The organism is Streptomyces sp. TE5632 (genome assembly GCF_054061295.1).
In genome coordinates, this window is sequence record NZ_JBSSEA010000003.1 from 2,496,988 (window position 1) to 2,510,527 (window position 13,540).

The following is a 13,540-nucleotide window of genomic DNA, read 5'->3' on the forward strand; positions in this document are numbered from 1 at the left end:
ACCGGGGCCGCCCTTGTCCACCTGCCATCCAACTGACCTGTGGAGGTCTCCCAGCATGACCCAACCCGCCACCATCCGGCGAGTGCGCGGCCACCGGCCCCGCCTACTGGATCTCTTCTGCTGCGCCGGCGGTGCGGCCGTGGGCTACGCCCGCGCCGGCTTCGCCGTCGACGGCTGCGACATCGCCCACCGACCCAACTACCCCTTCCCCCGCCACCGGGGCGACGCCCTCGCCTACCTCGCCCACCTGATCGCCACCGGTGAGATCCGCCGGTACGCGTTCGTGCACGCCTCCCCGCCCTGCCAGCACGGCTGCGCGCTGACCGTGGGCACGAACGCCTCGCAGGGCTGGGGCCGCGCGCACGTCGACCTCGTGGCGCCCACCCGTGAACTGCTGGACGCCACCGGCCTGCCGTACGTCATCGAGCAGCCCAACGGCCGCGCGCAGATCCGCAAGGACCTCACCCTGTGCGGCGAGATGTTCGGCCTCGGAGTCATCCGGCACCGCAACTTCGAGGCCGGCGGCTGGACCATCGAGCAGCCCGCCCACCGCCCGCACCGGGGCCGGGTGCGCGGCTACCGGCACGGCCAGTACTTCGACGGCCCGTACGTGGCCGCCTACGGCAACGGCGGCGGCAAACCGTCGATTCCGGAGCTGCAAGCCGCGATGGGCATCGACTGGACCGACGTGCGCGAGGAACTCACCGAGGCCATCCCCCCGGCCTACACCGAGCACATCGGCCGCGCCTACCTCGCCACCCTCACCCCCACGCTGGAGGTGGCCGCATGAGCACGCTGCCCGAACCCCTGCGGACCGCGCTGGAACTGGCCGCCACCGGTGTACCGGTGCTGCCCCTCCGCGCAGGGAAGGCGCCGTTCGGCAACTGCCACCGGTGCGCGCAGAACGCGTGCGGCGGCCGGCCGAACATGAGGCACGCCGGGCCCTGCCGGTGCCCCGGTGTCTGCCACGCCTGGGCCGCCGCCACCACCGACCCGCACGTCCTCGCCTCCCCGGCCTGGACGGCCGCATGGCGCCGCGCCGTCTGTGTCGCCTACCACCCCGGCGGCGCCGGGCTGACCGTGGTGGACCTGGACGACGCGGCGGCCGTCGCCTGGGCCCGCGCGACCCTGCCCGCCACCCGGGCCGTGGAGACGACGCGCGGTGAGCACTGGATCTACCGGGGCGCCATGACGTCGCACAACGCGGTCCGTCCCGGCGTCGACATCAAGTCGACCATGTCCTACGCCCGGTGGCTGGGTCCCGGCACCGGCACGATGGCCGCCCTGCCCGATGCCGTGCGCGCGCTGGCCGTCAAGGAGCCTGCCACGGTTCGTTCGGCTCCTGCGGGTCCTGCGGGCGTCGTGCCCGCGGGGGTCGGGGACGGGGAGTGCCGGCACCGCACGCCCGCCTACCTGGACCGGGGCATCGCCATGGCGGAGCAGCGCATCACCGAGGCCCGCAGCGCGGTCCACGCAACCGTGTACCGGACGTTCCTGGCCGTGCTGTCCACGCACGGCCGATGCGGCTGCCTCACCGACGTCCACGTCGCCCGGCTGTTCACCGCCGCGCAGAGCAAGGGCGAGACGGTCCGGCACTGCACGGACGCGTGGACCAACGCCCGCACCCGGTTGGGGATGTGACCATGTCCGACGACGACAAGACCCCCGCCCGCGAGGTCATCACCGACTACGCGCAGGCGCACTTCCGGTACTTCCGCACCGCCGACGGCACCGTGTACGCACAGAAGAACGGCCACCCGGTGGCCCGTCCGATCCGCTCCCAGGGCACCACGGGAAGCCACCGGCAGGAACTCATGGTCGGACTGTTCAGGGACGGCATCGGCGTGTTCAACGGCACCGCGATGAAGGAAGCGCTCGACCTGATCGAAGCGTTGGCGCTGACCGAGGACGTGCAGCCCGTGCACATCCGCGTTGCCCCCGGGTACGACGGGGCCACCTGGCTGGACCTGGGACGGGCCGACGGGCAGTCCGTGCGTATCCACCCCACCGGATGGGACATCCGCACCCCCGACCCGCAGGAAGTCTGCTGGCGGCGCACCCAGCTCACGGGGGAGCTGCCCTTGCCGGTCAAGGACACCGACGGCAAGGGCATCGATCTGCTGATGCGGCTGTGCAACTTCGCCACCGCCGAGACCGAGTGCCTGGCCATCGCGTGGCTCATCGGCTGTTTGGGTCCGGCCGTGCCCGTCCCGGCCCCGTTCCTCACCGGACCGCAGGGTGCGGGGAAGTCCACCGGCGGACGGATGCTCGTGCGGATCATCGAGGGCATGAGCGGCGACCTGCGCCGCGCCCCGAAGGACGAGGAGAACCTGATCACGGCGGTGGCGGCCGGTTGGGTCACCGCCCTGGACAACCTCTCCCACATGACCCCGGAGTTGTCCGACGCGATGTGTTGCATCGTCACCGGCGCCGAGAACGTCAAACGCGCGCTGTTCACCGACGGGGACGTCTTCCGCGTCGGCTACCGCCGGCCCCTGCTGCTGACCGGCATCGACGTCGGCGTGATCCGGCCCGACCTGGCGGAACGGCTGCTGCCCCTGCGGCTGGAACGTCCCCGGGTGCGGCGCACCGAGGCGGAACTGTGGTCCGACTTCGCCGAGGTGCTGCCCGTCATCCTCGGCTCGCTCCTGGACCTCACCGTGCAGGTGCGGGCAGCGGAGGCGGACATCCCGACGGACCTGCGCATGGCCGACTTCGCGCACCTGTGCGCGCAGCTCGACGCGGCCACAGGTCTGGGGGCGCTGGCCGCCTACCGGGCCAGCCTGGACGACCTCAACGACGACGTCATCGAGGGCGACCTGTTGGCGCAGACCGTGCTCAAGCATGCCGCCGGCATCGACCCGGGCACCGAGCAGCGGATGACGTCGGCCGAGTGGCTGCACTGCCTCACGGGCCTCTACGCGGGCGAGGACTTTCGTCCCCTGCCCAAGGGGTGGCCGACCACGGGCAAGGTGCTCTCCGACCGGCTCAAGCGTCTACAGCCCACCCTCGCGGCCCGGGGCGTCCTCATCGACTGGGGGCGTACCAAGACATCCCGCTACATCGAGATCGCGCGGCCGGCCGCCGCGCCGTCCCCGCACGAGCAGGAGGCGGCCTTCTGACCGTGCGGCACCACGACCGCACAAGCAAGAGGAGCACCCGGCCACGCGTGCTCCTCTTGCTGTTCGGCGGCGGCGCCGCCCTGCCAGGGTCGCGCCGCGCAGCGGCTCCCTCTTCGCGCTCTGAGCCGCGCACCACAACAGACACCACCCCCTCTTTGTCCGAAGTAGGAAGCGCTGCGTCACCTGCGTCACCCGCACCCCGAAAACGGCCGGTGACCTGCCGAAAGACGGGTGACGCAGACGGCCGATTCCTGCGTCATCCTGCGTCACCTGCGTCACCCGATGACGCAGGTCTGTGTCACCGGTGACGTACCCCCACCGTGCTGCGTCACCGCGAACCCGCAGGTCAGAGCGGCGAATGACGCAGGTGACGCAGGTGACGCAGAAATTCCCACCTCGGACACACGCACCCCGATCCGAGACCAGCCCAAGCGAGGAGTAGCAACGATGGCTCGCCCCAAGATGCTCAAGCTCCCCGAAGTCCTCGAAGAGATCGAGATGAGCCGCGCTGCCTTCTACCGCATGCGCGCCCGTGGCAAGGCACCGAAGCTCATCAAGTTGCCCAACGGGCAGATCCGTTGCCGTCGCAGCGACCTGGACGCGTGGTGGGCCGAGCACGAGATGTGCGCCTGACCCACTACCGACCCAAGGGGGCCCCGCCGCCTGGCGGGGCCCCTTCTCGTGAAGGAGAGCAATGCACAGCTACGACGTGCGCATCCGGAAGCGTCCGAGCAAGGCCGCACCGTTCCAACTGCGGTGGCAGGTGGACGGCAAGGAGTACCAGGAGAAGTTCGCCACCAAAACGCTCGCCGACGCGCGCCGCGCGGAGCTGCTGACGGCGACACGCAAGGGCGAGCCGTTCGACACAGAAACCGGTCTGCCCGTCTCCGAGGTGCGCGAGCGGAACCGCACGAACTGGTATGCCCATGCTCGCGCGCACGCCGCCCGGAAGTGGCCGACGGCAGCAGCAAAGCACCGCGCGAGCATCGCGGAGAGCCTGACCATCGCCACGATGGCGCTCTGCCCCACGGGGAAGGGCCGTCCGGCGGATGACCTCTTGCGCAGGGCGCTCTACCAGTGGGGCTTCAACGCGGGACGCCATGACCAGGAACCACCGGAAGCAGAGGCCAAGGCGTTGGCGTGGGTGGAACGCAACGCGCCGGCCGTGGTCGACCTGGACAGTGCCCAGCGCGTGCGCACGGTGTTGGAGCACCTGGCCAAGCGGCAGGACGGCAAGCCGGCCGCAGCCAACACCTTCCGGCGCCGCCGCGCGGTGCTGAGCAACTGCCTGCGGCTCGCTGTTGAACACGAGCTGTTGCCCGGCAACCCACTGCACCGCGTTCACTGGGAGACGCCCAAGGCGGTGGAAGAGCTGGACGTGCGGAGCGTCGCCACGCCAGCGCAGGCACGGGCCCTGTTGGACGCCGTCCGCGCGCAGGGTTCCCGTGGGGCCCACTTGGTCGCGTTCTTCGCGTGCATCTACTACGCGGCGTTGCGGCCCGAGGAGGTGTCCATGCTCAGCGCCGATCAATGCGACCTCCCACCGGACGGGTGGGGGCGTCTCATGCTCGCCGGCGCACGCCCACAGGTTGGGTCGGCGTGGACGGACGACGGCAAGCCGTACGAGGAACGGCAACTGAAGCACCGGGCCCGCCGTGCGGTCCGCCCGGTGCCCATCCCGCCTGTGCTGGTCGGCATCCTGCGGGATCACCTCGAAGCGTCCGGGACCACGGCCGACGGCCGACTGTTCAGCGCCGTGCGCGGTGGTCCGGTCCGGTCGCAGGAGTACGGCGCCGTCTGGAAGGAGGCCCGCCGGAAGGCGCTCACGCCCGCGCAGGTCGCCTCTCCGCTGGCCGTCATCCCGTACGACCTGCGGCACGCGTGCGTGTCGTTCTGGCTCCGCTCCGGGGTGAGCCTGGCCGAGACGGCCCGCCGCGCGGGACAGAGCGTCGCGGTCCTCCAGCGCTACTACGCCAAGGTGCTGGACGGCGAGGAGGACAGGATGAACGCCCTGATCGAGCAGGGTCTAGCGGAGCACGAGGGTGGGGCCGAGGAGGCCTGATTCCTGGCCGCAGGTTGGCCGCACGCGCTGGTCAGAGGTGGGATACCGGCGATTCAGGGTGAGACAAGGTGCACGCAGAGAGGGTGCCCCGGTGGACGGGACACCCTCTCTGACCTGCAATGTCTATGACCTGCGCGGAGGCGGTGGGATTTGAACCCACGGTGACATCGCTGCCACGACGGTTTTCAAGACCGTTCCCTTAGGCCGCTCGGGCACACCTCCCCGCGCCGGCCGGGTGATCGGCGGCGCGGGACAAGGGTAACGGGTCGGTGCGGGCGGGGTGAGGTCAGCTGTCGCCGATGCGGGAACCCAGGGTGAGTTCCGTGGTCTGCTCCTTGCCGCCGCGTTCGTAGGTGAGCGTGACCTTGTCGCCCGGCTTGTGGGTCCAGATCTCACCGATCAGGGTCGGGCCGGAGTCGATGACGCGGTCGTCGAGCTTGGTGATGACGTCACCGGGGCGCAGGCCGGCCTGGTCGGCGGGGCCGCCGGGGTCGACCGCCTCGGAGCCGCCGGCACCCTGCTCGGTGATCTTCGCGCCGTTCGTCCCCTCCTCCAGGGAGACCGAGGCGCCGATCTTGGCGTACACCGGCTTGCCCGTCTTGATCAGTTCCTGGGCGACGTACTTGGCCTGGTTGATCGGGATGGCGAAGCCCAGGCCGATGGAGCCGGCCTGTCCGGTGCCGAAGCCGCCGTTGCTGGTCGACTGGATCGCGGAGTTGATGCCGATGACGTTGCCCTGCGCGTCCAGCAGCGGCCCGCCGGAGTTGCCCGGGTTGATCGAGGCGTCGGTCTGCAGGGCGCTCATGTACGAGGCCTGGCTGCCGGCGCCGTCGCTGGAGGCCACCGGACGGTTCTTCGCGCTGATGATTCCGGTCGTCACCGTGTTGGACAGGCCGAAGGGCGCGCCGATGGCGATCGTCGAGTCGCCGACGGCGACCTCGTCGGAGTTGCCCAGCGTGAGGGGTTTCAGGTTCGAGGGGGCGTTCTTCAGCTTGATGACCGCGACGTCGTAGCCCTGGGCGTGGCCGACCACCTCGGCGTCGTACTTCTTTCCGTCCGGGAAGGTCGCCGCGACCTTGCCGCCCTCGACGGCTTCCGCCACCACGTGGTTGTTGGTGACGATGTGCCCCTGGGTGTCGAACACGAATCCCGTGCCGGTGCCGCCCTCGCCGCTGCTGCCCTGGGCCTCGATGGTGACCGTGCTCGGCAGCGCCTTGGCGGCCACTGCGGCGACCGTGCCCGGGTCGCGCTTGACGTTCCCGCCGCTGGTGGACGAGGAGACCGTCGTCGAGCCGCCGTCGTTGTTCTTGGCCAGCGTGTATCCGAGACCGCCGCCCAGGCCACCCGCGACCAGCGCGGCCACCAGGACCGCGGCGGCCAGGCGACCGCGCTTGCCGCCGCCGTTCTTCGGCGCGGGCTGCTGGTACGTGCCCCAGCCTCCCGCGCCGTGACCGGCACCGCCGTCGTACGACGGGGTGCCCGGGGGCGGGGGCCAGGACGGGTCGGGAGCGGAAGAGGTGCCCGCCGGGGCTCCCGAAGGGGCTCCGGACGGAGGGCCGACGGGTGCCTGTCCCCGGGCGCCGTGGCCTCCGTATCCGGCGTGATCACCGTATCCGGGGTGTTCCGGCGTGCCGTGGCCCTGTGCCGTCCCCGGAGCGGTCGGCGGGACCGGGGGCATGGGGGTCGTCGGGCCGGCCCCCTCCGGAGCCGGGCGCTCCTGATGCGCCGGAGCTGCGGGAGCATCCACCGGTGTGGGCGGTACGGACGGGGCCGGGGGTACCGATGCGCCCTCGTTTGTGCCCTCGTTCTCGGTGCTCACAGCTCTCTCTCCTCGATCCACGGCTGTTGTTCTCGGTCACACTCGGTCTCGCCCGTTCACGCTCATTCACGCTCGTTCACGCATGTCGACGAGTCCGGCGCGCTTCAGCTGTGCGTGTCTCTTTGTATGACGTCAGCTTTTCCCATGGGCCGTCAGGGCACCATAAGCCGTTCCTGTGGGTGCGAGACCATTCTTCATATAGGGCATTACTCACTAAGGGTGCACCATCGCGATGCCTCCGATCAGACGACCGCAGCGTCCGCGCCATCGACGCCTGGACGACCGCACACGTACCCCCGTGCGGTGGCACCATGACGCGGTGACCCCTGCACGTCAGCGCCCGACCCAAGTCGTCGCCCACCGCGGAGCCTCCGAGGACGCTCCCGAGCACACCCTGGCCGCTTACCGCAAGGCGATCGCGGACGGCGCGGACGCGCTCGAATGCGATGTACGCCTGACCGCCGACGGTCATCTGGTCTGCGTCCACGACCGCCGCGTCAACCGTACGTCCAACGGCCGCGGTGCGGTTTCGGCGCTGGAGCTCTCCGATCTGTCCGCCCTGGACTTCGGCTCCTGGAAGACCCGCCACCCGCTCGGGGGGCGCGTGGAGGAGCCCGACTGGGTGCACCGGCCGGAGGACAGGGAGGCGACCTCCGTCCTCACCCTGGAAAGACTGCTCGAGCTCGTCGTCGACGCCGACCGCCGGGTGGAGCTGGCGATCGAGACCAAGCACCCCACGCGGTGGGCGGGACAGGTGGAGGAGCGGCTGCTGCTCCTGCTGAAGCGGTTCGGCCTGGATGCCCCCGGCGCCGCCGAGGAGTCCCCGGTACGCGTGATGAGCTTCTCCGCGCGGTCGCTGCACCGCGTGCGCGCCGCCTCGCCGACACTGCCGACGGTCTACCTCCAGCAGTTCGTCTCGCCCCGCCTGCGCGACGGACGGCTGCCGGAGGGCGTGGCCATCGCGGGCCCCTCGATCCGGATCGTGCGCAGCCACCCCGCGTACATCGAGCGACTGAAACAGTCCGGCCACCAGGTGCACGTGTGGACCGTGAACGACCCGGAGGACGTGGACGCCTGTGTCGGCCTCGGAGTGAACGCCATCATCACCAACCGTCCCCGCGCGGTGCTCGACCGGCTCGGCCGCTGATCCGTGCAGACCGCCCGGCTCCCGGCTCCCGGAGCCTGCGGGGTTCGTGTGGCTCATGTGGTTCGTGCAGGGCTCTTGACCGGGCGTCCCTCCCGGCGCATCCTCGCATCTCGGCCACATCGACGAGATCCAGCCACCTGGTCACAGGGAGTGCTCCGGCGCATTCGATGCGTGCTCGATCGTTCAAGTGCGTCACCGCACACGGATTGGCCGGTTTCCGGTTCAGGCCCGTGGGGCATTCACACCGTGGCGTGGGGCGAAGGAGGTCTCGGGGGTGGCGTTGGTGGTGGCACAGGAAGTGCCCACGTCGTCGAGCATGGCCGTTCCCCATGGCCCTGCGGGCGTGGGGAAGGCGAGGCGCCGTATGCGCCTGCAATTGCGTGACGGCGGAGTGGCGGACACGGTCATCGACGATGCCGTACTGATCCTTTCCGAATTGCTGAGCAATGCGTGCAGACATGGCCGGCCCCTGGGCGGTGCCCTGGCCGGAGACGGCGCCGTCCGTGCGGCCTGGCATGTGCACCCCTGCGGCCGGCTGGTCGTGGAGGTGACCGACGGCGGCGGCCCGACCCGCCCGGCGCCGGCCACCCCGTCGGTCACGGCGCACGGCGGCCGGGGGCTGAACATCATCACGGCGCTGGCCGACGACTGGGGCGTACGCGACGAGGTACCCGGCGAGGTCACGGTATGGGTCGTCGTCCACGACGACGTGCACGACCCGGACGCCGGGCACCGGCGCGACGACTTCGCCACACGGGTGACGGCCCCCGCGGTGTCCGAGATGGCAGGGCTGGAGTTCGCGGAAGCCTTCGACACCTTCGACTGACCGCGCAGCCGTGCGGTGATCCCGTGGTCTCCCCGGCCACCCGCGCGGTTCTGCGCACGTCGGGCGGCCCCGGCCCCGCACGGCTCACGCATCACGGCCCGCTGTCCGCAGGCGGCACGTCGTCCACAGGGTCCCGTCGGTCGCGTCGTGAACGGCTAGGCTCCCGCCCGTACGAGACGAGCCGTAACCGGGAGACACCCACGATGGCCAAGAAGCGCCCCCAGACGAAGGCCAAGCGCCCCCAGCTCACAGAGGGAGAGATCCCGGTCGTCGGCGCCCGTGAGCCCTGCCCCTGTGGCAGCGGCCGCCGCTACAAGGCCTGCCACGGCCGTGCCGCCGCGCACGCCGTGACCGAGCTGGTACACCGTCCGTTCGAGGGCCTGCCGGGCGAGTGCGACTGGGTGGCACTGCGCGAGCTGGTGCCTGCGGCCACCGTCGAGCTGCCGCTCAAGGGCGGCCTGCCCGAGGGTGTCCCGTCGGTCACCCTGGCCACGGTGCTGCCGATGGCCTGGCCCGCGCTGCGCCGTGACGACGGCTCGGTCCTCCTCGGCCTGCAGAACGACACGTCGTCCGGGGACATCAGCCGCGACCTCGCCGACACCCTCCAGCGCGCGCTCGCCGCCGACCCGGGCACCCCGGTGCAGGCCCGCCGCGCTCCGGCCGAGGGGCCCCGCCTGCAGGATCTGCTGGACCTCGAGGGCGCGTTCGAGCCGGTGGTGCACAGCGGCTTCGAGTTCTGGGTCCCCGACCCGGAGAACGCCACGCCGGACGTGACCGCCTCCCTGGAGCGGGCCAACGCGGCGGCCCTCCCGACCGTCAAGCTCTCGGGCGTGGACGCCGCCTACTGGTGCGAGACGCCGGAGAAGAACCATCTGCGGTGGGTCATGCCACACCCCGAGGAGCAGCTTCTGGACGCCTTGGCGCGACTGCACGCGGCGGGCCGGTCCTCCCTCGGCGAGGGCACCCGTCTCGTGGGCTCCTTCCGTGCTCACGGGCTCACGGTCCCGGTCTGGGACCTGCCCAGCGGGGTCGGCGCCGAGGATGTGGAGAAGCCGGCGGCCGAGTTCGCCGAGCGTCTCGCCGCCGCCCTGGCCACCGAGGCTCCGCTCACCGCCGACGAGCGCCGCGCACGCGGTGGGCTGACCAACCGGCAGGTCACCCTCAGCTGAGGCACGCCGAGAGGCGTGTCGGCACAGGCATGGGCCCCGGTCGTGCCGGCTGACCGGGGCCCATGCCCGTCCCGCAGGAATTACCGGCTTCCTTCACAACTTCCGGCGTGGACAAGCCAGTCAGTGACCGGAAAAGCTGAGTTCGAATTTGCTAACAGCCGATCTCTTGTTACCGTTCCAGTAGCCCGGTTGCTGGTGCATCCCCCGTCGCCAGCAACCGGGTCTTTGCGTGACCGCCGTCACTGACAGAGCGCAGTCACATGTCAACCGGCCGTTTCCGCCGGTGAGTTGCTCTCGGTGGGACGCTTCCGTCGGCGGCAGAGCGACCCCGCGGATGGTCACCGCGTCGACGTGGGCGAGGGCGGGGACGAGGGCGAACGGACTCCTCCAGGGCCCCCGGCGCAGGCCCGATGTGACGATGCGGCCCCGGGAGGCACGCGCTTCAGCGGATGCCGGGCACGGCTCGCGCGCCGACGGCCGCTACAGCTCGGGCGCGCTCACACCCGTACGGGTGAGGGCCTCGACCACGGCGTCCACCACGGCCTCGACATCGGGCACCCACGGCGAGGCGGAGCCGGGCAGTGGCGCACGCTCCCAGCGGACACCACCCCGTCCGGTACCGGACGGGGGCAGGGCGAGGTAGCCACCCTCACCGTGGAAGCGGAGGGAGCCGGGTACGAAGTCCTTGGCGTGGAGCAACTCGCCCAGTTGTTCCAGGGAGTACGGCTTGACCAGGATCGACCAGCGGTCCGGTGCGGCGACGACCGGGCCGAGCCGCATGCCGAGGCGGTCGAGGGCGCCCAGGGCGCGGGCGGCCGGCACCGCGGGCAGGGAGACCGCGCAGGGCGCCCTGCCCCCGGTGGCCAGGATGACGGGCGCCGTGGGCCGGTTGCCCCACCACCAGCGCACCATGCGCGCGTCGGTGGTCGCGGCGAGCAGGCCGGGGTCGAAGGGATGAGCGCCCGGCACTGTGCATTCGGGGTCGGGGCAGCCGCAGCGGGACAGGCCCTGCGGATCCGCCGCCACACCCGGGAGTACCGGCCACCGCCAGTCCGAGGCGAAGGTCAGGGCCGCTTCGATCAGTTCGGGCCCGCTGTCGCCACCCTGGGACAGGAGCCTGCGTCGCCTTCCGAGGATCTCGCGCATGAGCGCTCGTTCCTTTCCGTTGCACGCCTGGCAACACCGTGGTCCACGTCACAACATGAGTCGATCACTGCACTGTGCGTACCTACTGTGCGTACCTGTTGGCGCATCACACCCCCGCACCGGGCAAGGGGAGCCCCTATGGGCCGAAGCCGAGCAAGGGCTGCCTCCACGGCCGTACCACCCATACCGCGTCGAGCAGAAGCACGGGGATGGCGTGGGGTGGCGGAGTCTGGCGTTTACTGTCGCGCTTGTTTCTTTCCGCCTCCGCCACGGGAGGATGGGGCACGGTCGTCGGTGGTTAAGACGCCCGGGTCCGTCACCAGGTTCCGGGTGATTCCCAACCACCCCTGGCCTTCACCGAGTACGTACCCATCACGACCGCTGTGACGCTCCGTCGAGCAAGCCCAGTCGACCGCAATCAGCCTCCCCCTGAAGCAGTTTCAAGCCAAGTTCGCTTTTCGGCAAGATGTCGGGAGTGAGTTCCCTTCAGACCCACGGACACCAGGAATCCCAGCAGGACAATGCTGGACATCTCCTCACGAGTACGTGTACATGTGGAGACACTGCCGGCGACGCAGAATGACATGGGGGTTTGCGATGCTTTTGAGCAGTAGGTACCGGCCGGAAAGCCGGACGCCATGAACGCCCCTCATCCTCCGAAAGTGGCCGGAATCGATTCAACGGTCCCCGCACCCGCGCACACTGTCGCGTCCGTTGCCACGGGTACCTCCCCGGCCGCCCCGGCAAACCCCCAGAGCGCCCCGGGCGCGCTGCTCCAGGACCGTCTCGCGGGATGGGTCTCCGACCTCACCACCCTCCACGAACTGACCGAACGCCTGGCCCGTACGCGCGCCCTCGACGAAGCACTCCAGGAAATGCTGCGCGCCGGCGCCGCCCTGGTGGGCGCCCGGCGCGGTCTCGTCGCCCTGGAACCCGCCGACGGTCTCGGTCCGGACAACATGATCGGCCTCGGCCTGGCCCGCGCGGACCTCGGTCACATCGAGACCGTCCCGCGCAGTTCCCTGCCGTACGGCAGGATCCTGGACGGACTGCCCGGCGCCGACGACGGCATCGCCGAGCCCGACCTGCTCGCCGAGAAGGGGCTCGACCCCAGGCACCGCGAGGTCGCCGCCCGCCTCGGCTACGCCGCCAGCTACACCCTGCCCCTCACGCCGGAGACGCCGGAGACCTCGCAGCTCCCGGACGCCCCGCGTACCGCGGGGCCCGGGCTGCGGCTGGGCGCGGCGGTGTGGCTCTACGACGAACCGGCCGAGCCGTCGGACCGGCAGCGCCACCTCGTCGGTCTGTACGCCCGGTACGCCGCCGAGCATCTCGCCCGCCTGCTGGAACTCGAGCGCACGCGCGCGTCCATGGCCACCATGTCCGAGGAACTGCTCCCCTCGCGCCTGCCCCGGATCCCCGGCGTCCAGCTCGCCGCCCGGCACCGCACCTCCGCGCACGGCGGCGGCGACTGGTACGACGCGCTGCCGCTGCCGGACGCCGCCCTCGGCCTCGCTGTGGGGTCCGTCACCGGGGCGGGACCCAGCGCGGTCGCCGCGATGGGCCGGCTACGGGCGTCCCTGCGCGCGTACGCCGTGATGGAGGGCGAGGATCCGGTTGCCGTCCTGTCCGACCTGGAACTGCTGCTGAGACTCACCGAACCGGCCCGGTCGGCCACCGCCCTGTTCGGCTACTGCGAACCCGCGCTGCGCAAGATCACGCTGGCCGGTGCCGGGCACAGCCCGCCGCTGCTGATCGGCGAGCGCCGCACCGAGTTCGTGGAGACGTCCGTCTCGGCTCCCCTGGGCATGCTCGCCTGCTGGGAGGCACCGAGTGTGGAGGTGCACCCGGAACCGGGCGAGACGGTTCTGCTCTACACCGACGGGCTGCTGCACCGCACCGGCGACCCCACCGACCGTGCCTTCGCACGGCTGCACGCGGCGGCGGCAGGGGTGCCGCAGGCGCTGCGCCGCGACCCCGGTGCGATCGCCGACCACATCCTGCGCACCGTGCTGCCCGAGGGTGCGGCCGCGTCGAAAGCGACGGACCCGACGGCTCCGACGGCCGCTACGGACTTTGCGGAGGACGTCGTCCTGCTGGCCGCGCGGTTCGAATAGCGGTTCCAAAGCGCCCGGCAACCGGTCCGGGACGTCATTCTCCGCATGCCCTCGGTAACGGGCCCTTCCGCTCTGCGACTGTTTCGCCGACGACCGTACGATGGTGGTGGTCCCCCCTGCTCGGACGAAGCC

General features: G+C 71.1%; 11 protein-coding genes and 1 tRNA gene. 9 read left to right on the plus strand and 3 right to left on the minus strand.

Annotated features, from left to right (window positions below):
* The first annotated feature begins 55 nt into the window (after positions 1-55).
* The 5 genes from ACVW19_RS16580 (at position 56) to ACVW19_RS16600 (ending at position 5,184) form a co-directional block, all read left to right on the plus strand.
* A complete protein-coding gene (locus ACVW19_RS16580) occupies positions 56-790 on the plus strand; it encodes a DNA methylase (RefSeq protein ID WP_457460143.1) in 735 nt (244 codons plus the stop codon).
* Positions 787-1,641, plus strand: a complete 855-nt coding sequence (locus tag ACVW19_RS16585) for a bifunctional DNA primase/polymerase (protein ID WP_457460144.1) — start codon at positions 787-789, stop codon at positions 1,639-1,641. Before ACVW19_RS16580 ends, ACVW19_RS16585 begins: the two co-directional genes overlap by 4 nt.
* A gap of 2 nt (positions 1,642-1,643) precedes the next feature.
* The gene (locus ACVW19_RS16590; RefSeq protein WP_457460145.1) at positions 1,644-3,122 is read left to right on the plus strand and encodes an ATP-binding protein; all 1,479 of its coding nucleotides are present in this window, start codon (positions 1,644-1,646) and stop codon (positions 3,120-3,122) included.
* A gap of 447 nt (positions 3,123-3,569) precedes the next feature.
* Positions 3,570-3,755: a helix-turn-helix transcriptional regulator gene (locus ACVW19_RS16595; RefSeq protein ID WP_366813641.1), complete on the plus strand. Its 186-nt coding sequence runs from the start codon at positions 3,570-3,572 to the stop codon at positions 3,753-3,755.
* Positions 3,756-3,816: 61 nt separating this feature from the next.
* Complete coding sequence (locus ACVW19_RS16600) at positions 3,817-5,184, plus strand: tyrosine-type recombinase/integrase (protein ID WP_457460146.1); 1,368 nt, start codon at positions 3,817-3,819, stop codon at positions 5,182-5,184.
* Between the two features lie 135 nt (positions 5,185-5,319).
* On the opposite strand, the gene ACVW19_RS16605 is transcribed toward ACVW19_RS16600, so the two are convergent.
* Positions 5,320-5,406, minus strand: a tRNA-Ser gene (locus tag ACVW19_RS16605).
* Positions 5,407-5,470: 64 nt separating this feature from the next.
* Positions 5,471-7,003 carry a S1C family serine protease gene (locus ACVW19_RS16610; protein ID WP_457460147.1) on the minus strand — a complete coding sequence of 511 codons (1,533 nt, stop codon included), beginning with the start codon at positions 7,001-7,003 and terminating at the stop codon, positions 5,471-5,473.
* 319 nt (positions 7,004-7,322) lie between these two features.
* Between ACVW19_RS16610 and ACVW19_RS16615 the strand changes: the two genes are divergently transcribed.
* The 3 genes from ACVW19_RS16615 to ACVW19_RS16625 all read left to right on the plus strand — a co-directional run bounded on the left by ACVW19_RS16615 (position 7,323) and on the right by ACVW19_RS16625 (position 10,145).
* Positions 7,323-8,150 carry a glycerophosphodiester phosphodiesterase gene (locus ACVW19_RS16615; RefSeq protein WP_457460148.1) on the plus strand — a complete coding sequence of 276 codons (828 nt, stop codon included), beginning with the start codon at positions 7,323-7,325 and terminating at the stop codon, positions 8,148-8,150.
* Positions 8,151-8,337: 187 nt separating this feature from the next.
* Positions 8,338-8,976, plus strand: a complete 639-nt coding sequence (locus ACVW19_RS16620) for an ATP-binding protein (protein WP_457460149.1) — start codon at positions 8,338-8,340, stop codon at positions 8,974-8,976.
* A gap of 203 nt (positions 8,977-9,179) precedes the next feature.
* Entirely contained in the window at positions 9,180-10,145 is a 966-nt protein-coding gene (locus tag ACVW19_RS16625; RefSeq protein ID WP_457460150.1) for a DUF5926 family protein, read from the plus strand.
* Between the two features lie 480 nt (positions 10,146-10,625).
* Here the strand turns inward: ACVW19_RS16625 and ACVW19_RS16630 are convergent, their stop codons facing one another.
* On the minus strand, positions 10,626-11,291 hold the full coding sequence (locus ACVW19_RS16630; RefSeq protein ID WP_457460151.1) for a bifunctional DNA primase/polymerase: 666 nt from the start codon (positions 11,289-11,291) through the stop codon (positions 10,626-10,628).
* A gap of 638 nt (positions 11,292-11,929) precedes the next feature.
* On the opposite strand from ACVW19_RS16630, the gene ACVW19_RS16635 reads away from it, so the two are divergent.
* Positions 11,930-13,408, plus strand: a complete 1,479-nt coding sequence (locus ACVW19_RS16635; protein WP_457460152.1) for a PP2C family protein-serine/threonine phosphatase — start codon at positions 11,930-11,932, stop codon at positions 13,406-13,408.
* Positions 13,409-13,540 lie beyond the last annotated feature (132 nt).